This is a genomic window from Kocuria sp. HSID16901 (genome assembly GCF_003989425.1).
GTDB classification, from domain to species: domain Bacteria; phylum Actinomycetota; class Actinomycetes; order Actinomycetales; family Micrococcaceae; genus Rothia; species Rothia massiliensis.
The window spans coordinates 486044-509983 of sequence record NZ_RBLM01000002.1 but is presented as its reverse complement, the minus strand read 5'-3'; the positions used below and the strand labels follow the sequence as shown (position 1 = coordinate 509983).

Annotated in this window: 18 protein-coding genes; 15 read left to right on the top strand and 3 right to left on the bottom strand. The window is 60.5% G+C overall.

Going from position 1 to position 23940, the window contains the following annotated elements; translation table 11 throughout:
• Window positions 1-627 precede the first annotated feature (627 nt).
• The 5 genes from D8M21_RS04490 to D8M21_RS04470 all read left to right on the top strand — a co-directional run bounded on the left by D8M21_RS04490 (window position 628) and on the right by D8M21_RS04470 (window position 8166).
• On the top strand, window positions 628-924 hold the full coding sequence (locus tag D8M21_RS04490; protein ID WP_126855672.1) for a hypothetical protein: 297 nt from the start codon (window positions 628-630) through the stop codon (window positions 922-924).
• Between the two features lie 39 nt (window positions 925-963).
• Entirely contained in the window at window positions 964-1887 is a 924-nt protein-coding gene (locus tag D8M21_RS04485) for a fumarylacetoacetate hydrolase family protein (protein ID WP_053089925.1), read from the top strand.
• Window positions 1888-1971: 84 nt separating this feature from the next.
• Window positions 1972-5349 (top strand): DNA polymerase III subunit alpha, encoded by a 3378-nt coding sequence (locus tag D8M21_RS04480; protein ID WP_053089924.1) that lies wholly within the window; start codon window positions 1972-1974, stop codon window positions 5347-5349.
• A gap of 91 nt (window positions 5350-5440) precedes the next feature.
• Window positions 5441-7483, top strand: a complete 2043-nt coding sequence (gene thrS, locus D8M21_RS04475) for a threonine--tRNA ligase (protein ID WP_446720491.1) — start codon at window positions 5441-5443, stop codon at window positions 7481-7483.
• A 113-nt stretch (window positions 7484-7596) separates the two neighbouring features.
• On the top strand, window positions 7597-8166 hold the full coding sequence (locus D8M21_RS04470) for an HIT family protein (protein WP_048678433.1): 570 nt from the start codon (window positions 7597-7599) through the stop codon (window positions 8164-8166).
• A gap of 53 nt (window positions 8167-8219) precedes the next feature.
• Here the strand turns inward: D8M21_RS04470 and D8M21_RS04465 are convergent, their stop codons facing one another.
• Window positions 8220-8783: an LOG family protein gene (locus D8M21_RS04465; RefSeq protein ID WP_238651027.1), complete on the bottom strand. Its 564-nt coding sequence runs from the start codon at window positions 8781-8783 to the stop codon at window positions 8220-8222.
• Window positions 8784-8879: 96 nt separating this feature from the next.
• Window positions 8880-9554, bottom strand: a complete 675-nt coding sequence (locus tag D8M21_RS04460; RefSeq protein WP_053089923.1) for a hypothetical protein — start codon at window positions 9552-9554, stop codon at window positions 8880-8882.
• Between the two features lie 385 nt (window positions 9555-9939).
• On the opposite strand from D8M21_RS04460, the gene D8M21_RS04455 reads away from it, so the two are divergent.
• The 10 genes from D8M21_RS04455 to D8M21_RS04410 all read left to right on the top strand — a co-directional run bounded on the left by D8M21_RS04455 (window position 9940) and on the right by D8M21_RS04410 (window position 21721).
• Window positions 9940-11235, top strand: a complete 1296-nt coding sequence (locus D8M21_RS04455; protein ID WP_048678429.1) for a Mur ligase family protein — start codon at window positions 9940-9942, stop codon at window positions 11233-11235.
• Window positions 11232-11954: a type 1 glutamine amidotransferase gene (locus tag D8M21_RS04450; protein WP_048678428.1), complete on the top strand. Its 723-nt coding sequence runs from the start codon at window positions 11232-11234 to the stop codon at window positions 11952-11954. Before D8M21_RS04455 ends, D8M21_RS04450 begins: the two co-directional genes overlap by 4 nt.
• A gap of 256 nt (window positions 11955-12210) precedes the next feature.
• Window positions 12211-12972: a YebC/PmpR family DNA-binding transcriptional regulator gene (locus D8M21_RS04445; protein WP_048678426.1), complete on the top strand. Its 762-nt coding sequence runs from the start codon at window positions 12211-12213 to the stop codon at window positions 12970-12972.
• An 18-nt stretch (window positions 12973-12990) separates the two neighbouring features.
• Window positions 12991-13662, top strand: coding sequence for a crossover junction endodeoxyribonuclease RuvC (gene ruvC, locus D8M21_RS04440; RefSeq protein WP_048678424.1), 672 nt, complete (start codon window positions 12991-12993; stop codon window positions 13660-13662).
• A gap of 80 nt (window positions 13663-13742) precedes the next feature.
• A complete protein-coding gene (gene ruvA / locus D8M21_RS04435; protein ID WP_048678422.1) occupies window positions 13743-14387 on the top strand; it encodes a Holliday junction branch migration protein RuvA in 645 nt (214 codons plus the stop codon).
• A gap of 18 nt (window positions 14388-14405) precedes the next feature.
• Window positions 14406-15461: a Holliday junction branch migration DNA helicase RuvB gene (gene ruvB / locus D8M21_RS04430; RefSeq protein WP_048678420.1), complete on the top strand. Its 1056-nt coding sequence runs from the start codon at window positions 14406-14408 to the stop codon at window positions 15459-15461.
• A 138-nt stretch (window positions 15462-15599) separates the two neighbouring features.
• Complete coding sequence (yajC, locus tag D8M21_RS04425) at window positions 15600-16190, top strand: preprotein translocase subunit YajC (RefSeq protein ID WP_053089922.1); 591 nt, start codon at window positions 15600-15602, stop codon at window positions 16188-16190.
• Between the two features lie 69 nt (window positions 16191-16259).
• Window positions 16260-18026: a protein translocase subunit SecD gene (gene secD, locus D8M21_RS04420; RefSeq protein WP_048678418.1), complete on the top strand. Its 1767-nt coding sequence runs from the start codon at window positions 16260-16262 to the stop codon at window positions 18024-18026.
• The gene (gene secF / locus D8M21_RS04415) at window positions 18019-19203 is read left to right on the top strand and encodes a protein translocase subunit SecF (protein ID WP_065424199.1); all 1185 of its coding nucleotides are present in this window, start codon (window positions 18019-18021) and stop codon (window positions 19201-19203) included. Before secD ends, secF begins: the two co-directional genes overlap by 8 nt.
• A gap of 325 nt (window positions 19204-19528) precedes the next feature.
• Window positions 19529-21721, top strand: coding sequence for a RelA/SpoT family protein (locus D8M21_RS04410; protein ID WP_126855693.1), 2193 nt, complete (start codon window positions 19529-19531; stop codon window positions 21719-21721).
• A 732-nt stretch (window positions 21722-22453) separates the two neighbouring features.
• On the opposite strand, the gene D8M21_RS04405 is transcribed toward D8M21_RS04410, so the two are convergent.
• The gene (locus D8M21_RS04405; protein ID WP_238651025.1) at window positions 22454-23791 is read right to left on the bottom strand and encodes a DUF349 domain-containing protein; all 1338 of its coding nucleotides are present in this window, start codon (window positions 23789-23791) and stop codon (window positions 22454-22456) included.
• Between the last annotated feature and the right edge of the window lie 149 nt (window positions 23792-23940).

Below are 23940 nucleotides of genomic sequence, written 5' to 3'. Positions count from 1 at the left end.
TTCGTCGTCTTCCCGGCCAGCGGTAAGCGGCCATCTAGTGGGGGTTACCCGATGGTGTGGCCTTACCCTTGGCGGCCGTGTGGCGGGAAGCGACTCTTTAGTGGGGGTTGCCTGTCGGGGGTGGCTGGTCGTCGTCGGTCTGGTTGGCGGGAAGCGGCTATCTGGTGGGGTTTCCCTGGTGATGTGGTGTTTGCCCGCGTTGTTCGTTGGCGGGAAGCGGCTCTCAGGGGGCGGTTGCCCGGCTAGCGTGGCGTTTACCCGCGTTTGGCGGGCGGCTGGGCGACGTCGTTCGGGGGTGGTTTCCCGGCTTAGTGGCGCCTACCGCTATTAGGTGGTGCTTTAACCGTCACCTAATAGCGGTGGGCCCCTCCGAATTGGGTAACCGCCGCCGAAGCGGGTAAGCGCCACCGCGGGGCGAGGCAACCGCCACTGGATGGGGCCACTACCGCCGAAGCGGGTAACCGCCCCCGCCGGGCGAGGCAACCGCCACCCAAACGAGCCACCGTCGCCAGGGCGAGCATGCAGGGACCAGCCCCTCTGTTCGTCGGCTTAAATTGTCAGTCCCCCTCCGTACGATTCGAATATATATTCGAAACATGGAGGGGGATCATGTCGCACACTCAGGTTATGACCACAACATCGGGCCAGCCAGCGAGGGTTGTGGTCGACGGCCATCGCTATCGCGTCGCCGCGGACCCTATCCGCTGGTATGAACGGCGCGCCTGGTGGGCCGAGGTAGATCGTGCGCCCAAGGATCATTGTCCGCACCTGGTGGATCGAGAGATGTGGCAAGTGCAGGTGGTCGTGGAGCGTCCCGGAGAGGCGCGCCGTCGTCGTCGTGCTGTTCCGGAAGACGAATTCAGGACCTTCCAGTTGGAAAGGGACCGCACTACGGGGAGCTGGAGAATGATGGGAAGCCTGTAGCCTGATAAGGAGTTTTCCGTCATGTGAAGGGTGCCAAGAATGAAGCTGGGACGCTCGTACGTTGAGAGCCTGTTGGAGAAGGAAAACGGCCTCTATACCTGGGTCGAAGTCGCGGGAAAGCGCTACTATCTGCGAGACGTCGGACCCGCAAGTGTGCTGGACGGCGAACTCTTTCGCCATGGGGAGGATGAGGCGCGCGCCGCATTCTATTCGAGCATTGGGGTCGAAAAGATTCCCCATGCCCTGTCGGTAACGGATGTTTTGCCTCTGGAGCCGGGAAAAATCCTCTGTGTTGGCCTCAACTATCACGACCATGCTGAAGAGGTCGGGGCGGAATTGCCCACGTACCCCACCATTTTCACCAAATATGCCAATTCACTGGTGGGGCCGGATGACCCCATCGCGATGCCCCCAGAATCGACCAAGATCGATTACGAGGCCGAGCTGTGCGTGGTCATGGGGCGCCGTGTGCGTCGCGCGAACGAAGAAGAGGCCCTCGCGGCCATCGCTGGATACACGCTCTTCAACGACATTTCGGTGCGGGACTGGCAGGGGCGAACGAGCGAATGGTTCCAGGGGAAGAACTGGGACTACAGCACCCCGCTCGGACCGCACATCGTGGCGCGCAACGAAGTGGATCCCGTCGCAGGGCTGCAGATCGAATGCCTCGTGGATGGTGAGGTCATGCAGTCCGGAACCACCGCCAACATGATTTTCACCCCGGCCCAAATCGTCTCCTACCTCAGCACCTTCATGACCCTCGAACCTGGGGATGTCATTGCCTGCGGCACTCCTGCTGGGGTGGGTATGTCCAAGAAGCCTCGCCGCTTTTGGTTGAAGGCCGGACATGACGTCACGGTTCGCATCGAAGGCATCGGTGAGCTGACCAATACCTGCCGCCCGGAAGGGGAAACGGTGGATCACTTCGCCGGAAAGTCTTGGTGGGGGCCCGTTTCTGAGTGAGTGTCGGGCGCCTTGCATGGGGCGCTCTCGCTACGCCAAGGGTGCGGCCTTGACTTAATTTTCGAACATATGTTCGATTAAGGGGTGAATTTCCCGCATCTGGTCACCTACAGCGCCTTCAGCGCGCACTATGGCGTCTCCGAACCCTCAGAATTCGCCTCGGCGGCGGCCAGACACGGCGCAACCCACCTTGGCATTACAGACCGAGACGGTCTCTACGGAGCCGTCAAACACGTCCGCACCTGCAGGGAACACGGGCTGGAACCCCTGATCGGAGTGGATCTCGCGCTCGCGGACCCCACTCGCCGAAAAATCACGGGCCGCATCAGTATCCTCGCCGAAGGTCACGACGCCGGGGCCGGATACGGAGACCTCTGCCACATCGTCAGCCGAGCTCACGCAGCCTATGAACATCCCGAAGGGCGAACCCTGGCGGGAAGGCCCTATCTCACCGCGGCAGACCTTGGGCGCGCCGTCGCCGGGGGAGAAGGTCACTTGGTGATACTCCTGGGGCCGGAATCCGACGTCGGACGCCTCGCCACAGCCCGTCGCTACCGGATGGCGCGTTCCGCGTTGAACGATTGGAAACGACTCGTCGGGGCCTCGCGTCTGCGTGTCCACCTCGTCAGCCACCTCACCCGCCCAGGAGCTCAGCGCAGTACCGCCCATGCCGCCCGCATGCTCGGCCTCGCCGCAGGGAACGGAATCCGCGCCGTCCTCAGCAACGCCGCGCGCTACGCCACCGAAGATCAAGCCGTCACCGCGGACCTCCTCGACGCCGCCCGAGGGCTCACATCATTGGGATCCGGAAACCAACAAGCCAACGGCCAAGGGTGGCTCAAAGCCCCCACAGAGATGAAAAAAATTGCCCGGGACATCACCCGGGCTGCGGACGCCGGCATCACCTCGGCCGATCTGCTCGCCTCCACCGCCGAACTTGCCCACCGGTGCGCCATCGACCCTGCCACAGACATGGGTTACGGAACCCCCACCGTGCCCGAAGCGCACCTCACCGGCGTCACCAACCCACCCGCGGCGGAACTCCGAGCCCGGTGCGACGCCGCATTACACCGCATCTATGGTTCTGCAGCGAACCGTGTGGTCCACGGTCCAGGACTCGCCGAGACCGATTGGGAAACTCCGCGAGAACGCCTCGACCGAGAACTACGCGTTATCGAAAACCTCGGATTCTGTTCATACTTTCTGACCGTGGCCCACGTTTCGAGGCTCATCGGATCATTAGGCATCCGCCACGCAGCCCGTGGGTCGGGGGTCTCTTCCCTCGTCAACTACCTTTTGAATATATCCGTGGTGGACCCCCTCGAATACGGCCTCGTCTTCGAACGCTTCCTCTCCGACAAGCGCTCCACCCTGCCCGATATCGACATCGACGTCGAATCGGCCCGACGCCACGAAATCTACCGCGCCGTCTTCGACCACTACGGCGATCACCGCGTCAGCCTCATGTCCATGCACAACGCCTACCGAGCACGCGGAGCGGTCCGCGACGCCGCCCGGGCCATAGGCCTCCCAGCCGACCAAACCGACCGCATCGCCAAAACCATCTGGCGGATACCCGCCGGAGAACTCCGCGAGCTCCTCGACACCAAACCCGAACTCGCCGCCCTAAAGGACGAGGCCGCACGGGACCCCGGGGTCAACCTCCTCATCGACCTCACCGAACGACTCGACCGGCTCCCACGCCACCTGTCAATGCACCCGTGCGGTGTGATCCTCTCCAACTCATCCCTCCGACGGCGGACACCCGTCCAACCCTCCGGAATAGGGCTTCCCATGAGCCAATTCGACAAACACGATATGGACCCCATGGGCCTCCTCAAACTCGATATTCTTGGCGTGCGCATGCAATCCTCGATGGCTTACACCCTGCAAGAAATCGAACGGACCGAAGGAAGCGCCCCCGACCTCGAATCTATCGACACCCGCGACGAAGCCACCTTCGACCTCATCCGCTCGACGGAAACCCTCGGCTGCTTCCAGATCGAATCACCCGGCCAACGAGAACTGATCGGAAAGATGCAGCCCGGCAGCGTCGGAGACCTCATCATCGACATCTCCCTCTTCCGACCCGGCCCCATGCAATCGGACATGGTGCGCCCCTACCTCGAATCCCGACACGGATTCGCCAGCCCTCACTACATCCAGCAAGACCTCGTCCCCTACCTTTCCGAAACCGGGGGAGTCATGGTCTTCCACGAACAAGTCCTCAAAGTCCTGAGCACCATGACCGGGTGCGACCTGGCCTCAGCGGACGAACTGCGCCGACAACTGGGCGGAGCATCCGAACCCGACGTGGAACAATATTTCCGCGAACACGCGCGAACCCGCGGATACACCCCAGAAGTCATCGAGAAAACCTGGTCTGCGCTCGCGGCCTTCGGATCCTTCGGATTCTGCAAGGCGCACGGAGCCGCCTTTGCCATCCCCACCTACCAGTCCGCCTGGCTGAAGACTCACTACCCAGCCCACTTCATGGCCGGAATCCTCGAGCACGACCCCGGCATGTACCCACAACGGCTCCTCCTGGGAGAAGCGCGGCGGCTCGGCATCGACCTGCTCCCGCTCGACGTCAACAGATCCGGGCGAAACTACCGCGTGGAACGTGTCCGTGGCACGAACCGGTGGGGAATTCGCCTGCCCCTGACACAACTCGCCGGAATCAGTCGAGCCGAAACGGATCGCATGATCGCCCATGCACCCTACACATCGGTGGCCGACCTGCGGGAACGGGCGCGACCACACCGACCCACCCTGGACCGCCTCGCCGCGGTCGGAGCGCTCGATACCGCTGTGTTCCGCGACGTCGCACCGAACGGAGGGAACGGGGAACTGCCACCCCACCACCACACGGGGGCCGACGCCGTCCCCATTCAGCTGGCTCTACCTCTCGGCGCATACCACGAAACGCCCTACCCAGACCGCGATACGAGTGATCTCCCCGCAACCCTGCACACCGAACTCGACCTGCTGAGCTTAGACGTCTCCGCCCACCTCATGGCGGGATACCGCCACCGTCTCGCGGGATGGCCCATCACACCAGCGGCCGACCTGATCCACCTGCGTAACACCTCCGAAGTATGGGTTGTCGGTGTGAGAGTCTCCACCATGACGCCACCCATGAAAAGCGGACAACGCGTCGTCTTCATCTCCATCGACGACGGCACCGGGTGCGTGGACACCGCCTTCTTCGACGAAGCCCAACGACTCTCCGGCCCCGACCTCTTTGGCACCCCCATGCTGTTGATCAAAGGAACCACACGGCGAACCGGTCCACGCGGCATTTCCATGACCGCAGAACGCGCGTGGGACCTCACCAAGGTCCTCGAAGGAGACATCCCCATCCCAGAAGAACTTCGCGCACACCTTCCCACAGCGTTGAGAAGAACCCACGGGCCCGAGGCCAGCACCACAGTAGTCCATGCCCACCGCGAGACCGGGTAGAATCGCCACGTCCCACCGCAAACGGGGGACGGCTCTACACCGCACGCCCCAGGTATCGGCGTGCGCCCAACGACTCAAGGAGTGAGTGTCCATGGCCGAGAACCCGGCCGACAACCTGCAGATCACCGTCCACGGCGAACCCCAGCAGGTGACCACGGGCACCACCGCCGCGGACCTGTTCCAGGACGACCCCACCATTGTGGTAGCCCGCATCAACGACGTCCTCAAAGACCTTTCCACCGAAGTGGCCGACGGCGACGTCGTCATCCCGATCACCATCGACCAGCCCGAAGGCCTCGAGGTCCTCCGCCACTCCACCGCCCACGTCATGGCCCAAGCCGTGCAGGCCATGCGCCCCGATGCCAAACTCGGCATCGGCCCTTACATCACGGATGGCTTCTACTTCGACTTCGACGTCGAGGAACCCTTCACTCCCGAAGACCTCAAGAAGCTCGAAAAATCCATGATGAAAATCGTCAAATCCGGACAAACCTTCCGACGCCGCTCCGTGACCCACGACGAAGCCCTCGAGGAGATGAAGAACGAGCCGTACAAACTCGAACTCCTCGGGCTCTCCCAGGGGCCCGGATCCGGCGCCGACGCAGCCGAAGGTGCAGGCGTAGAAGTTGGCGAAGGCGAAATCACGATCTACGACAACGTCGATCGCAAGGGCGGAACCGTGTGGAAAGATCTCTGCCGCGGACCGCACCTGCCTAACACCAAACTCATCGCCAACGGATACGCCCTGACCCGCTCCGGCGGTGCATACTGGCGCGGCTCCGAAAAGAACCCGATGCTCCAACGCATCTACGGAACCGCCTGGCCGAGCAAAGAAGAACTGGTCGCCTACAAAGAACGCATCGCCGAAGCCGAACGCCGCGATCACCGCCGACTGGGCGAAGAACTCGACCTATTCTCCTTCCCCAAAACCATCGGCCCGGGACTACCCGTATTCCATCCCAAGGGCGGCGTCATCAAACGCGAAATGGAAAACTACGTCCGCGACCGCCACATCGCGGAAGGATTCCAGTACGTCGGAACCCCCCACATCGCCAAAGAAGATCTCTTCTACACCTCCGGGCACCTCCCGTACTACTCCGACGGCATGTTCCCCGCCATGGAACTCGATAACGGGGACTACCGCCTCAAGGCCATGAACTGCCCGATGCACAACGAGATCTTCCGCGCTCGCGGACGGTCCTACCGGGAGCTGCCGTTGCGGTTCTTCGAGTTCGGAACCGTCTACCGGGATGAAAAATCCGGTGTGCTTCAGGGGCTCACCCGCGTCCGCATGATCACGCAGGATGATTCGCACAGCTACGTGACCAAGGAACAGGCGCCGGACGAAGTCCGTCACCTGTTGAACTTCATGCTGTCCCTCCTGACCGACTTCGGTTTGACGGACTTCTACCTCGAACTTTCCACGCGCGAGACGGAAGGCGAGAAGAAGGACAAGTTCATCGGGACGGATGAGCAATGGGAAGAGGCCACCAAAGTCTTGGAGAATGTGGCTCAGGAAACCGGCCTCGAACTCGTTCCGGATCCGGGTGGGGCCGCCTTCTATGGCCCGAAGATCTCCGTTCAGGCCAAGGACGCCATCGGGCGCACCTGGCAGATGTCCACCGTTCAATACGACTTCAACCAGCCGTCGCGATTCGGGCTCGAATATCAGGCGGCCGACGGGAGCCGTCAGGAACCCGTGATGATTCACTCCGCTAAATTCGGTTCGATCGAGCGGTTCATGGGCGTCTTGACCGAACACTACGCCGGCGCATTCCCCGCCTGGTTGGCTCCGGTCCAGGTCATCGGCATTCCCGTGGCGGAGGCGTTCAACGACTACATGGGCGAAATCGCGGAGAAACTTCGGAAGCACGGAATCCGGGTGGACGTCGATTACGGTACGGATCGATTCCCCAAGAAAATCCGTAATGCGTCCAAGGAGAAGGCCCCGTTCGTGCTGATTGCCGGAGGCGAGGACGCCGACAACGGGGCGGTTTCCTTCAGGTTCCGGGATGGTTCCCAAGACAACGGGATCCCGGTGGACGAGGCCGTGGCGAGGATCGTTGAGCACGTCAGCCAGCGCGTGAATCTTGATCCGACCGCGACGACCGTCGAATCCAGCGACGCCGAATAAAAACATCGGATCTCAGCGTGGCCGCGAAACATGAGAGTTTCGCGGCCACGCTGCTTTAACGGCTAGCCGTCGATCAACCCGACGTCACGGGTCTCAACCCCTAAGCTGGAGACATGACGGACAACGCTGAATATTCGACCGACGACTTCGTCCTTCCCGGCGTCCCCGATGCTTTTCAACGCATGTGGACGCCGCATCGTCGGGCGTATGTTTCTGGCGGGCAGAAGGATTACACGGAAAACTCGTGCCCGTTCTGCGCGGCGCCCGATCGAACCGACGAAGAATCACTCATCGTCCACCGCGGAGAGCGAGTCTTCGTGGTGCTGAATTTGTATCCGTATAACCCAGGGCATTTGTTGGTTTGCCCGTACCGTCACGTCGCACAATTCGACGACATCGACCCGGAAGAAACCGCGGAGATGTCGGCATGCGTGCAAACGGCCATGAGGGTCCTTCGCGAAACCTCGAACGCCGCGGGGTTCAATATCGGCATGAACCAGGGGAAAGTCGGTGGGGCGGGTATCGCGGCACACCTGCACGAGCATGTCATCCCACGTTGGAATGGTGACACCAACTTCCTGCCGATCGTTGCCGGGACCAAAACGGTCACACAAACACTCGACGAGATACGTCGTCTCGTCTCGGAAGCCTGGCCCAAAGAACCCACGGAATCAACGAACTAATCCCAGGGAGTCACGACGACGTCGAGTCACCCACGGGACCGAGGCCTCGCGACTTAGCGGTCGCGGTTCCACTTCGGCGTCGTGGGATTCCAACCGATCAAGGCTTCTAACAGGGGAGCCGGTTCTGACTCCACGACGAGAGACTCACACAACTCCGGTCGGAGGAAGCCCTCTTCCACCATGTGGTCTAGGAGATCCAGCAGGGGGTTCCAAAAGCCGTTGACGTTATACAAAGCCACGGGTTTGGTGTGAAGGCCCAGGTGCTGCCAGGTCCAGGACTCGAATAGCTCCTCGAGAGTTCCGGCCCCACCTGGTAGGGCGATGAAGGCATCGCCGACCTCGGCCATTCGGTGCTTTCGCTGGTGCATATCCTGCACGATTTCCAGATCGGACAGGCCGTCATGGGCAATTTCCGCATCGGCGAGTGCTCGAGGCATCACTCCGGTCACGGTCCCACCGCCGGTCATGACGGCATCCGCGAGAACGCCCATGAGCCCAACCTTCCCGCCGCCGTAGACGAGGCCGATGCCGCGCTGGGCAAACGCCACGCCCAATCGGCGCACCGCCTCGGAATACACAGGGTCGAACCCTGTGGCCGAGCCAGTATAAGCGGTCACATAGCGAAGCGATCTCGAAGGGGCAGGGACGGAAGGAAACACCTGATCAGACGACATGCCGTCCAGAATATTCCCTGAGTGCCACGGCTTGGGATATCAGAACAAACGGATCTGTTCCTCGCGCCGTGAATTCGCGCCGGATACCGTGCGACACGCCCTATTCTTGAGCGCCGTCATATTGACGAGAGATCGCACCTCCGGGGGCGCGAGCGTTCCCTCAGATAAATTCTGTGCGGAGCCCGTGAGCAGGAACGGACCCGAGCCAGAGACGACTCTGCCCGTCGCACTCTCCGAAGGCCACTGGTCAGGAGCCTCCCAGAGCGAGCCGTCGTCTAGATGCTCGGCGAAAGGTGCGGAGAATTCTCCCGGCGACCATGCCTCCTCGACGGGGGCGAAACCACGGTTTTCGAAGCCATCCAGGAACTCGGCGACCTTCGCTACGGTCTGCTCGTGTTTCCGGGCGACGGTTTCGAAAGATTCGGGCGCCAACCAGCTGGTCAGCTTCGTCGTGACCCGTTTGAATTGCGTCAATCGAACATGCTGCGTCACGGCGTCCTCCAGCTCTCGGACAAGCACTCCGTCGTCAGCCAGCGCAACGTAGTCCGCAAGTGCCACCGCCTGCTGGTCCAGGCGGGAAGTCTTCGAGCGTTCGTGTGCGGTTCCGACCTTCGAGGTCCCATCGGGAAAAGTCGCCACATACAACCAATGCGGGTAATCGATGTACGCACGAGCGGCTTCGGTGAGCTCAGACCCACGATGTACGCGATGCACCGGACGAAACCTATCCAAGTGTCGACACAACGGACACTGTTGCCCTTGACTGAGCCGATTCGAACGGGGGCAGGGGACTTGGCGGAATCGTGGCAATCCCGTGTCGTCGAACTCGGCATGCGCGAAACCGCTACACCACAGGCCGGCTTCGGCGATGTCTGTGCACGTCGCCACACATATTTCGTCCCCTGGGGAGATGGCGACACTCAGCCGTTCGCCCGTCGGAGATCCGTCCCGCATCATTTCCAGGCGCGCTACGGGGCGACGATCGGGCCACGAGAGGTCGCGCCACAGGAAGGGGCCTTGTGGGAAATCCGCCGGATGCGTGTCAGTCATCCAATCATCATGACAAAGTTGGGCGATTCATGCGGGTTAGGATGAATCCATGCCAAGACCAGTGATCTTCAGACCTGCGACGCGCCTCATCGGGCAGGGGATTAGGTACGCTTCATCGCTCCGCGGTGGTGGCTCCGCCTTTCCTGGACTCGTGATGGAAAAGCTGGACCCGGATTTCGTGCCCCGAAATTTGAAAAAGTTGCCTCGCGGCGTCGTGGTAATTTCCGGCACGAACGGGAAAACCACCACCACCAAAATGACGGTTCAGTTGCTGGAATCTCAGGGGCTCAAAGTCTTTACCAATCGCACGGGATCGAATTTTGTGCGGGGCGTGGCCGCGGCATTACTAGCGGAAATGGACTTTACGGGGAAACTCGACGCGGATATCGCGGTGCTCGAACTAGACGAAGCTCATGCCGTGCATTTTGTGAAGCTTGTGCAGCCGAAATATGCCCTGTTGCTCAACGTAATGCGCGATCAGCTTGACCGATTCGGTGAGATAGATACGACCCGCAAAATGCTGACCAAGGTCGCTCAAGCCACCACCGGAACCGTGGTACTCAACCGCGAGGATCCCCGAATTCGCGGTATTGCCGAAGATGTTTCAAAGGGCACCCATGTTGCCTATTACGGTCTTTCCCAGCAGCTACGGTCCAAATTCCCGTCGGACGACGAAATGCGGGATAAACGACGCGCGACTCAGGCGGAAAACCTCCCCGAAGCGGCGGTGACCCTCTCATCTTTCGAAGGCACCTCGTCGCACCTGTTGCTCGGTGATCGAGAGGTCACTGCCACGATCAACCTCTACGGTATCTACAACGTGTACAACGCGGCGGGTGCCCTAGCCGTGGCCCGCGAGATCATGGGCGACGACGTCGACGAGTCGGCCCTGCTCCGAGAGCTCGGCGAGGTCACGCCAGCATTTGGTCGAGGCGAGTCCGTGTCTATTGGCGACCGGAGCCTCCAGCTGCTGCTTGTCAAGAATCCCGCGGGATTCCGTCTTTCCTTGGCATCGGCCACGAGCCAGGACTACGCCACCATGATGACCATCAACGACGAATACGCCGACGGTCGCGACGTTTCGTGGTTGTGGGACGTGGACTTCGATTCTTTGCAGAACGGTGGGGTCGACGTCGTCTCCGGCACCCGAGCCTACGACATGGCGCTTCGTCTGGAACATGACGACGTTCCCGTCGGGGCGGTAAACACCGACCTGGCGAGTGCCCTGGATGAATTCATCCGAGGCTCCGGCGACCGGCCCATGCGCGTGTTCTGCACCTATACCTCGATGCTCGCGTTGCGTCGCGAACTTGCCAAAATCACGAAGGTGGACGACATCGGATGACCAACCAGAAGCTCACCATTCTTCAGCTGTACCCGCGAGACATGAATATCTATGGGGATTGGGGTAATACCCTGTCTCTGGCGCGCCGCGCCCGCAAACATGGATACGACGTCGACATCCTGGATTACAACCCCGGCGATGAATTTCCCGAAGATTTCGACATCCTCGTGGGAGGCGGCGGGCAGGACTCCGGCCAGAGCGTGATCCAAGACGACCTGCATCGGATCGCCCCCGTGTTGCGCGATAAGGCCGAGACTGGAACGCCCATGCTGGTGATTTGCGGCCTCTACCAGCTTTTCGGCAAAGACTTCACCACCGTTGGGGGAGAAGTGCTGCGTGGCATCGGTTTGTTCGATGCCCATACCGTGGGCGGCGAACAGCGTCTGATCGGCAATATCGTCCTGAACTCGGAGGAGTTCGGCACCATTGTGGGATACGAGAACCACTCCGGACTCACCTATCTGGGCGAGGGAGTGCAGCGCCTAGGCACCACGGTCAAGGGGGAAGGCAATAACCTCGACGACGACGGCGAGGGCGCGCGGGTACACCACGTGATCGGCAGCTATCTCCACGGTTCGTTATTGCCGAAGAACCCTGTGATCTCGGATTACCTCATCCGGCACGCCGTGGAGAAGAAGTTTGGGCATTTCGTCCCGGCGCAGATCGACGACTCCTTGGCTACCAAAGCTCGCGAGACCGCCGCGACGCGACCCCGATAAGGCCTGCGCTGAAACGCTCCTCGAAATGCGCGAGGAGCGAAACGGGGGTGTACTCGTCGCCTCTCCAGCACGCCTCTGGCGTACCGCGGTGAGGGAGACTGGTGCCCCGCCGCTACAATGAACAGAAGAATTCCTTGCGGACTGGCTGGTTTGGTGCCGCGTGGACGTCATTTGCCGACGTCACGTTGCTTCGCTACACGCGGCCGACCAGGGGCAGTTCCGCAACACGTCACCGTCTACACCGAGGAGCACATCTATGTCGGGTCACTCCAAGTGGGCCACCACCAAACACAAGAAGGCCGCAATCGACGCCAAGCGCGCCAAGGCCTTCGCCAAGTACATTAAAGGCATCGAGGTTGCTGCCCGCATGGGTGGCGCAGACGTCTCAGGCAACCCGGCCCTCGACCTGGCGATTTCCAAAGCAAAGAAGAACTCGGTCCCGAACGACAATATCGACCGCGCCGTCAAGCGTGGGGCTGGGCTGACCGGTGAGGTCGTCGATTACGCCGAGATCCTGTATGAAGCTCGTGGTCCTCAGGGGTCCGCGCTGTACATCGAATGCCTGACCGATAACAAGAACCGTGCCGCCGCGGATGTTCGTACGGCCGTGACCCGTAGCGGTGGAACGATGGCCGATCCCGGGTCGGTTTCCTTCATGTTTGAGCGCAAGGGCGTCGTTGAGGTTGCCAAGAAAGATGGCCTGACGGAAGACGATCTCCTCATGGCCGTTTTGGACGCCGGCGCCGACGAGGTCAAGGAAGAAGACGAATTCTTCGAGGTCATCTCGGAGGCCTCCGACCTCAACGCGATCCGTCAAGCCCTCGATGAGGCCGAGCTGGAATACAACAACGACGACCCGCAGTGGCGCCCCACCATGACGGTGGACCTCGACGCTGACGGCGCCCGCAAATTCCTTCGTTTGGCCGACGCAGTCGAAGCCCTCGACGACGTCCAGAACGTCTACTCGAATGCGGACATTTCCCCCGAGGTCATGGCCGAACTCGAAGCCGACGACTAGTTCGTACGGAAGAGTCGCGTGAGTACGACCCGATCGGGCCCGGTTGGGGCCGTCGCATCGACGGCCTCGAACGGGCCCCTGCGCATTCTTGGGGTAGATCCCGGACTCACCCGGTGCGGATTCGGCGTCGTAGATATGGCCGGCAATCGCAAGGCTCACTTTGTGGACGCCGGAGTGGCCGGTACGCAGGCCGCCGACGCACTCGATGCTCGAGTGCTGCATATCCAACAGGCAATGCAAAGCTGGCTCGAGACGTACCAGCCGGATGTCATGGCCATTGAACGCGTCTTTGCTCAAGAATCGGTGAATACCGTGATTGGTACCGCGCACGCATCCGGCGTCGTGATCGCGGCTGCGGCCTCGGCGGGAGTCCCCGTCGCGTGGCACACTCCGTCCGAGGTTAAAGCGGCAGTCACCGGGAGCGGCCGAGCCGACAAAGCATCGGTCGGGCGAATGGTCACCAGAATCCTTAACCTCGATTCCGTCCCGAAGCCCGCCGACGCCGCCGATGCCCTGGCTTTGGCGATTTGTCACGGCTGGCGATCTGGTGTGATCGGGACCGGCATCAATATGAGCACGAATGTCCAGACTCACCAAGGATCCGTGCCGAAATCGCGAGCCTCGGGTGGAATGACCCCCGCACAGAGGGCGTGGAAAGACGCTGAGGAAAAGTCGCGACGTGGTCGCTGACCAACGTGACTCGTGAGAATATTCATCCACAGGTGAGTCACAACGTGCGATTCGTATCTATGTTCGAATAAGGTGGCTTCATGATCTCTTCTCTGTCTGGGACCGTGACCCATGTGGGTCTCCACGACGCCGTCATCGAAGTGGGCGGCGTCGGAATGCTCATTCATGCCACGCCCGGTACACTCGCCACATTGCGACGCGGCGAATCGGCGCGTGTGGAAACCTCTCTGATCGTTAAAGAGGATTCCCTGACGCTCTTTGGGTTTCGGGATAACGATGAGCGGGAGGTCTTCACCACCATGCTCTCGGTCTCGGGGATCGGGCCCAGGATCGCGTTGGCCGTACTCTCGGTCTATTCGCCCGTCGAGGTTTCGCGGGCCGTCGCCGCGGGGGACGACAAAGCATTCAGCAAAGTTCCCGGAATCGGCCCCAAAGGGGCACGACGCATCGTCCTCGAGCTGGCGGGCAAACTGGTGCTACCGGACCCTGAAGCCGAGGACTCGCTGGCGTCGCCCCATACCGCGGGCGAGCCGGGGCCTTCGTGGCGAGGGCAAGTCCTGGACGCGCTGATCGGCCTCGGTTGGACGGACAAAGACGCCACCGCGGCGGTGGACTCCTTCGTCGAATCCGAGCCAGCCGCAGAATCCATGACCGTTGCGCAAGCACTTCGGTCCGTCTTGGCAGGCCTGGGGCGCGCCAACGCTATGGGCCACCGGTCCAAATAGCCCGTCGGAGAGGAAAAGATGACGCAGCAGTTCCCCGAGAACGACGCCCAACAGCTGCCCGGGCAACAACGCATCGGGCAGGAACGTCTCGTGGATGCGGAGGCTGAACCCGAGGACAAGGCCATCGAGGCTGCTCTTCGGCCGAAGGCCTTGGACGATTTTGTGGGCCAAAAGCGGGTGAGGCAGCAATTGTCCCTCGTCTTGGAAGCCTCTAAATTGCGGGGGAGGAGCGCGGATCACGTTCTCCTTTCCGGACCTCCCGGACTGGGCAAAACCACATTAGCCATGATCATCGCCGAAGAGATGGGCGCACCCCTGCGCATTAGTTCTGGGCCGGCTATCCAGCACTCGGGAGACCTCGCGGCCATTCTGTCTTCCTTGACACCTGGTGAGGTGCTCTTCCTTGACGAGATTCACCGCATGTCTCGCCCCGCAGAAGAGATGCTCTATATGGCGATGGAAGATTTTCGTGTGGATATCGTCGTGGGAAAAGGCGCCGGAGCGACCTCCATACCTCTCGAATTGCCCAGCTTCACTTTGGTGGGTGCGACCACCCGCGCAGGTCTGCTCCCTGGGCCGCTCCGGGATCGTTTTGGCTTCACGGGACACCTGGAGTTCTACGACGTCGCCGAACTGGAACTCGTACTTCGCCGTTCCGCCGGATTGCTGGACCTCAAAATCTCAACTGAAGGATTTCACGAAATAGCGTCTCGTTCGCGGGGCACCCCTCGTATTTCCAACCGGTTGCTGCGTCGAGTGCGGGACTGGGCGTTGGTCAACGACATTGAGCACATCGATGCTCGGTCTGCATCCGCAGCATTGGACATGTACGAGGTGGATTCCCGAGGGCTCGACCGGCTCGACCGTTCTGTTCTCGAATCTCTGATTCACAAATTTGGTGGCGGACCAGTGGGGCTCTCAACTCTGGCCATCGCCGTCGGGGAAGAAACCGAGACGGTCGAAACGGTTGCCGAGCCCTATCTCGTCCGGGAAGGACTCATGGGGCGAACTCCACGTGGACGAGTCGCACTTCCAGCTGCCTGGGAACACCTCGGATTGGACGCCCCGGAGTAACGGGCAAGGTCGTCCCTCGACGGGGATGAGGGTTATCACTCGACGTTCAGACTCTTCCATTAGACTGGCCAGGTCTGCCTATCCTCGCCCTCTGTGGCCTGGAAGTCCGGCAGTTCAGCTTCAAGACGTGAGGAACACATGCTACTTTCCACCATCAACTCGACCGGGAGTCTCCAGGCCGCCGAACAGGGCGGCGGAGGCTCGAACTTCCTGCTTTTGGGACTCATGCTGGTGGTCGTGGTGGTCTTCCTCGTGCTTCCGATGCGTCGCCAGAAAAAGATGCGCGCACAGATGGCTGAGCGCCAGGAATCCATGGTTCCCGGAACTCGTGTCATGACGCAGTTCGGTGTTTTCGGAACCATTGTCTCTGTGGACCGACCGAATAATCGTGCCGTGATTGAAGTGGCCCCGAAAACCGAAATCACGGTTCACTTGGGGGCCGTCACCACCGTGCTCGACGACAACGGCCAGATCCCGGGCACTCCCGAGGCCGCTCGTGCCGCAGCCGAAAAGGGCGTCACGGAACCTTCTGCAGAATCTCAGGACCGCGCCGCGCAGAACCCCACGGATCCCCGCTTCGATTCCGGATCGACCTCCGCTGAGAACCGCACGCCGCGCCTGAACGGTGAGGTCACCGACGGTGAGTCCCCACGCGGAGATCGTGAAGATGGCGGCCAGGAGTACCGCGACGATCGCGGAGACGATTTCCCCCACGGTTCGTCCCGCTAACACCAATTCATCCATTCTCGAGGTGCCTGCTTTTGTAGGCACCTCGAGTCGTGATCCACAGGAAAGCTTATGGCTCGGAACAAAAGAATGTCGGGCGCGAGAAAAGCCCTGATCTTGCTGACTGCCATCGTGGTGGTGCTCGGCGGGGTCATCGGTCTCTCGGCAGCAAAGCTCGGAGGTGAGTCGACGCCGAAGCTGGCGCTCGACCTCTCCGGCGGAACCGAGATGATTCTTTCCCCCAAGGCCACCAACGGTGGTGGGGACATTAGTAAGGATCAGCTCGACCAGGCCGTGGACATTATTCGACAGCGCGTCGATGGCTCTGGCGTCTCGGAAGCTGAAGTCAGCACCCAGTCGGGTCGGAACGTCGTCGTCTCGATGCCGGGTGTGCCAAGCCAAGAGACGCGCGATCTCATTCAGGCCTCGGCCCAGATGTCATTCCGATCCGTGTTGGCCGAAGGTAACGGTGCCCCGGTCCCTGAAAAGGACCGCACGGACTACGCCAAGATGCCCAAGCCGTCGGACAAGCCCAAGGATGGGTCTGATTCCGCGTGGATCACTCCGGAGCTGCAAAAGCAGTATGAACTCCGGGACTGTTCTGCTCACCCAGGCAAAGACGACAAACTGGATCCCCAGAAAGCCGTGGTGGCCTGTTCTGCCGATGGGCAGCAGAAGTATATTTTGGGCCCCGTCGAATTGAACGGTTCGGATATTTCCGACGCCAACTATTCTCAGGTTCAATCAGGAAATGGCGTCAGCACGGGTCAGTGGGGCGTGAACATCTCGTTCAATAATCACGCCAAGGACGTTTTCAAAACCGTCACTGAGCGCCTCAACGGTTTCTACGGTAAAAACCAGAATGACCCCAAGGCCTCGTTCGCGATCATGCTCGACGGCAGCGTCCTTCAGGCCCCCCGTTCTCAAGCGGTCATTTCGGATGGCAAAGCGCAGATCACCGGTAACTTCACTGAGAAAGACGCCGAGTCACTGTCCGAACAGCTGAAATACGGTGCGTTGCCGATCAGCTTCCACATCGAGTCGGAACAGCAGATTTCTGCGACCCTTGGCACCGATCAGCTTCAAATGGGCATCATCGCCGGCATCATCGGCCTATTGCTGGTGTGCATTTATTCGCTCTTCCAATACCGACTCTTGGGTTTTGTCACGATCGCATCGTTGCTTGTTGCGGGCGTGGTCACCTATGAGGCGATTACCTTGCTTGGCTGGGCGGTAAATTACCGATTGTCGCTGGCCGGTGTGGCAGGTTTGATCGTCGCTATCGGTCAGACGGCAGACTCCTTCATCGTGTATTTCGAACGAATTAGGGACGGCCTGAGAGACGGTCGAAGCGTCCCGTCTGCGGTGGACCATGGGTGGCTGCGTGCCCGACGAACCATCTGGGCTTCAAAGGGTGTCAACTTGTTGGCCGCCGTCGTCCTGTACTTCGTGGCAGTGGGCAACGTGAGGGGCTTTGCCTTTACGCTGGGTCTCACCGCGATCGCGGACCTCATGGTGATCTTCTGGTTTACGCACCCAATGATGGTCTTGTTGTCTCGGACCAAATTCTTCGGCGAAGGCCACAAGCATTCTGGGCTCGATGCTAGGGCGCTGGGGTATGTCCCGCTGTACCGCGGAGCCGGCCGTTTGCGTGACCCGGAAGATTCTCCGCGCGCCTCGAAATCTCGTGGCAGGAGCGGCTCTGAGGAAGACCGTCCGATGACGATCGCCGAACGGCGCCGTGCGGAAGCCCTCGCCTCCCGGGAGCAAACTACCGATTCTGGAAAGACACCCGACGACGCGTCCGGAGAGAACTCCGAAGGAGCCGACCATGCCTAAGTTCGCACAGCTCGGAAGCAATCTCTATACGGGTAAAACTTCCGTCCCCTTCATTCCGAAGAAGAAGCTCTGGCTGAGTATCTCGGCGGTTTTGGTCCTCATCGCGCTGTTGATTCCGGTGCTGACTGGCGGATTCAAGATGGGCATTGATTTCCGCGGCGGTTCGGAATTCACCGTTTCGGACACCAAGAACACGGACATCAATGTCGGCGAAAAGGCAGTGTCTCAGCACTCCGGTGCAAAGCAGACCGAAGTCACCAAAATTGCCGCGGGCACCATTCGTGTTCAAACCGACCAACTCAACGACAACGAGACTCTCTCGGTCAAGAAGGCCTTGCAAGATGCCTACAAGGTCAGCTCCGACGACGTGACGTCGTCGTACGTGGGTCCGACTTGGGGTCAGGGTGTGACGCGCCAGGCGACGTGGGGACTGATCATCTTCGTGTTGCTCGCGACGATTGGCATGGCGTTGTACTTCCGAACGGTCAAGATGTCGCTGTCGGCGATTGCCGGATTGGCGTTTACCGTCATTACCACCGCCGGAGTTTATGCCCTCGTGGGATTCGAAGTCACGCCTTCGGCCATCATCGGATTCCTGACGATCTTGTCGTACTCGCTGTACGACTCGGTCGTGGTTTTCGACAAGATTCGAGAAAACACCAAGGGATATCAGAGCAATACACGCAGAACCTTCGCCGACGAGGTAAACCTCGCGACCAACCAGACCCTGGTTCGTTCGATTAACACCTCTGTGGTGGGAATCCTTCCAGTGGGCTCGATCCTATTCATCGGGGCATTCATGCTGGGCGCCGGAACGCTTCAGGACCTTTCCCTGGCGCTCTTTATCGGCATCATCATGGGTACGCTCGGTACCTTGTTCGTCTCGGCACCGTTGTACGCAGCACTGCGACAGGGCGAAAAACCCATCAAGGAGCAGGCCCGCAGGATCGCACGTGGCGAAACCGGCGAACCCCATGGGGAGGACGAAGCCGTGACGGATGACGAAGAAGAGCCGTCCGAAACTTCCACCACCGATGCTGGGTCTGGCCACTCGGTCCGACGCGGTGGCGACACCCGAGGAAACGCGAACCGCGGTTACGTTGCCACAGACACCAGTCCCGTACCGCGGCTCGACCCCAAGGGAGGCGAGGGCCCCGACAACGGTGCGGTGGTGTAACCGCAAATGGGATCGAGTTTGCCATTGAAACTCACGACGCCGGCGAACCTACGGGTGCGTCGGCGTCGTCCGTAGTGGCTGTGCGCAGGACAACGGTCCGCTGGGACTACACTAGGTGCATCACAGGGGGTAGGAGTTTACTTTGGCAGGATCTGATCAACACGACGGGTACGGAACTCACCGAGTCATTTCAGCGTCCACGCGGACCCCGGAACGGCGAGCTTTTCCACGTGCCACCAGCGCCGACCGCGCCCAGGCAGGAAACTCCGTGGGAAATAATCCTGAAGCGGCAGTCAATCGCACCAAGCCGGTTTCCCCAGTCTTGATGCCCTTGCTCCGCACGGTCAAAGCCAGTAATCCGCAAGAAGATTTCTCCGTCATCGAGCGTGCTTTTGCCGTCGCAGATAAATATCACACGGGTCAAAAACGTAAGAGCGGGGACCCATACATCACGCATCCGGTCGCGGTTACCACCATTTTGGCGGAACTCGGCGCTTCCGGAGCGACGCTGATTGCCGGCCTGCTTCATGACACTGTGGAAGACACCGACTATAGCCTCGCCGAACTCACTGAGGACTTCGGCCAGGAAGTCGCGGACCTCGTCGATGGCGTCACCAAATTGGACAAGGTGACGTATGGCGAGCAGGCCCAAGCCGAAACGGTGCGAAAGATGGTCATCGCCATGGCCAAGGACATCAGAGTCTTGGTCATCAAGCTTGCCGACCGATTGCACAACGCTCGAACCTGGCGGTTTGTTTCACCCGAATCGAGTGCGCGAAAAGCCAAAGAAACCCTCGAAATTTTCGCGCCCCTGGCACACCGACTTGGCATCAATACGATCAAATGGGAGCTGGAAGACCTCTCCTTCGCGGCGCTTGAACCCCGCATTTACGACGAAATCGTGCGAATGGTCGGCGATCGAACGCCGGAACGTGAACGGCAGCTCCAAGAGATCCGCACGGGCGTCATGGAAGAGTTGTCCTCCTCGAATATCTCGTGTGACGTGACGGGGCGGCCGAAGCACTATTACTCGATTTATCAAAAGATGATTCTTCGGCACAAAGAGTTCGACGAGATCTATGACCTTTTGGCGATTCGCGTGCTGGTCGACTCGGTTCGTGACTGCTACGCCGCGTTGGGTGCGATCCACGAAGTGTGGAAGCCGTTGCCGGGTCGGTTTAAGGACTACATCGCCGTTCCGAAATTCAACACGTATCAATCCCTGCATACGGCGGTGATCGGTCCGTCGGGCCGACCGGTCGAGGTCCAAATACGTACACACGAAATGCACCAGAAGGCCGAGTACGGCATTGCGGCGCATTGGAAGTACAAGGCCGCCGCGCGGGGAGAATCCCAATCCGGCGAATTACGGACGGAAGACTCCGCGGACACCCTGAAATGGCTTCAGTCCTTGATGTCGTGGCAGTCCGAAACGAAGGATTCCTCGGAATTTCTGGATTCCCTTCGGTACGAGGTCAATGCTCAGGAAGTTTTTGTCTTTACACCGGCCGGAGATGTCCTTTCTCTGCCCAGCGGATCAACCCCGGTGGATTTTGCCTACGCCATTCACACACAGGTTGGCGAGCACACGATCGGTGCCCGGGTTAACGGCAAACTGGTGCCGTTGTCGTCGAAACTCAACCATGGCGACAGGGTCGAGATCCTGACGACGAGAGCCGAAGATGCCGGTCCAAGTGAAGACTGGCTCAAATTCGTGGCCAGCCCCCGGGCGAGGACAAAGATCCGGCACTTCCTGACCAAGGAGCGGCGCGAAGAGGCCATCGAAAAGGGCAAGGACAACTTGACCCGCTCGATGCGCCGGCACAGCCTCCCGTTGCAGAAGTTGCTCACGAGCAAGCTGCTGCTCTCCGTGGCCGAGGAACACCACAAGGACGACGTCGCAGCCCTGTATGAAGCGGTGGGCGAGGGACAGATCAAGGCGCAGGATGTCATCGACCGTCTCGTTGACCTTTTGGGCGGCCAGATTGGCACCGAGGAAGACCTCGAAGAAGAAGCCCCGATCACGACCCATGCGCGCCCCAAATTCGCCGATTCCGGTGTGATTGTTGAGGGCGCCGATGGCGTCTACACGAAACTGGCACGATGCTGTACGCCTGTGCCGCCCGACGACATCATCGGAATCGTCACCCGCGGCCATGGGATCTCCGTGCACCGTTCGGATTGCCCGAACATGCGGCACGCTCAGGATGACCCTCGCCGTATTCAGGTCCGGTGGGCCCCCACGAAATCATCGGTATTCCTCGTCGAGATTCAGATCGAGGCCTTGGACCGCAAATCATTGCTGTCGGATGTCACCCGGGTCTTGTCGGAAAGCCACGTCAATATTCTGTCGGCCAACGTGCACACCAATGTGTCCCGCCTGGCGATATCGCGGTTCTCCTTCGAAATGGGTGACCCCCGGTACCTGGACCACGTGCTCAATACAGTCCGGGGAATCGACGGCGTCTACGACGTCTACCGGATTACCGGCTCTCGACCCACGCCGAAGACGACTTAAGCGCTCCTCGTGCCTCACGGGGCCCTAACCGCAACACACGTTCCATTGCGCGTTGTCGAAACTTGACGCGCGGCAGGGCAGCTAGGGCCGCGCATACTGAGGGTGGGCCGCAACCGTATTCAGTGGCGCGTAGCAGTGTGGCGAGCACGAGGTCTGCCCGGCGGCCCCCATCGTGTACCGCAATGTCGACGCACGTTCGCAGGGGAGTGGTGACCCGGACGCCGCCTATGTTCAGGTCGTCATAGGGCGTGTAGCGGGTGAATCGGTGGCGGACGAAGGGGACTTCTTCAGGGCCGAACCGGTGGCCCGACCTGCCACCCACCGAGCATTCGATGGCCTCCGGGGCGGCGGAGCAACCATAAATCCACGCGGCTGTCAGCCGATGCAAGATCGCGACCCTTCGACTTTGGGGTTTGAGATAGTGCGCGGCCGCTCGTGCTCGCTCTTCGGTGCCGGGAGAAGACGTCGCGTAAAGGTCGAAGAGGACGGGTGTGAGAAGGCCCCGAGCGCACAAGGACTGCGCCTCTGAGTGGGTGAGATCCCGTCCCGCAAGGACAAATTCTCCTGGCGAGACGCATGGTTCTGTGCTCTCGGAGGTGGGACCGCTCCGCTGCTCAAAATTCGTCATGTCATGGAGATACCCCACTGAGGGGCGCGAAAACGCGGACCCGAAAAAATGTGGAAAATTCATCGGGTCCGCGTTGACCGTGGGCAGGAATCGGTCTTCGGGGCTCAGTCTGTGGCTGACGAGACCTGGTCTAACCACTGACGACGGGCCTCGAGGGCCTCCCGCGTCTTGGCAGCAGTCTTCTCGTCGCCAGCGGCCTCGGCCTTGCTGAGGTCAGCCTCGAGACCGGCGATGGCTTCACGAAGCTGAATCTCCATCGAGGAAGCGCGAGCTTGCGTCTCGGGGTTGGATCGCTCCCATTCGGCCTGTTCGGCGTCGGCGATGGCCTGCTGAACCTTCTTCAACTCGTTCTCTACGCGGCGTAGGTCTGCTCGGGGCACCATACCGGCCTGATCCCATTCGTCCAGGATCGGCGCGAGCTGAGACTTGGCCACCTCGGGTTTTGTCACCGGCAAAATCGCGCGAGCGCGTTCCAGCAAGGCCTCCTTGACCTTGAGGTTTTCCTGGAATTGCTGTTCCGTCTCCTGGTTGGCCGCGGCACGGGCGTCGAAAAAGACGTCTTGAGCCTGGCGGAACCGAGCCCAGAGGGCGTCGTCTTCCTTACGCGAAGCGCGAGGCGCTTGCTTCCACCGATCCATGAGGTCACGGTACTTGCCGGACGTCGGCCCCCATTCGGTGGAATGAGAAAGCGCCTCTGCTTCGGCAATGAGTTCTTCCTTGACCTTTTTGGCCTTGGCATTGTCTTGGTCAAGTTGAGAGAAATAGGCGCGACGGTTCTTATCGAAATTCGTTCGCGCGTTCCGGAACCGCTTCCAGAGGTCGTCTTCGACCTGCTTCGGTAGGCGGGTCTGCTTCTGGGCGAGTTTCCAGGTGTCGAAAAGATCGGCCATGCGAGCACTGGAATTTTTCCAATGCGTCTTCGCTGGGTCTTGAGCCGCAACTTCTTCTGCCGCCTTGACCACCGCTTCTCGTTCGGCGGCCGCGCGTTGTTTGGCTTCTTCGGCTTCCGCCTTCTGATCTTCGGCGCGCCGGGCAATCTTGTCATCGAGTTCTTGAACCCGGCGCTCGAGGTCCGCGATGTCGCCCACCATGGCCCGTGCCTGCAATTGCTCCTTCGCATGCTCGAGATTCTTGCGTGCGGCTTCTGCGTTGGCGCCTTGGGAGATGCGGTTCTCGAGGAGGGATATTTGAGTCTCGACTTCACTGAACTTGCGGGCGAAGTACGTCAGCGCCTCATCCGCCGTGGCATCGGGAAACGCGCCCACGGAAAGCTGTTCGCCATGGTAGGTCACGTAGACATGACCATTTTCGCCCACGGTTCCGTGGCGCTTGGCCTCCTCCAGAGATCTCGGAGCGGCCGGAGCGGCTACGGGTTTAGGGGCAACGGGTGCGCCGGGGAGGTTTGCCGGTGTCGGCTTGTCGTCGGATTTCTGTTCGGTCACCGCTGAAACTCTTTTCGTGGGAGGCCAGGAGGCCTTGATCATTCACTGTGCGAAGTCATCCTGATGTTAAAGGACGTCGTGACCCAATATATATGGGACGTCGATCACCTTGCCGGAGGGTTTCGCGGGCAGATGATCGTCAAAACATT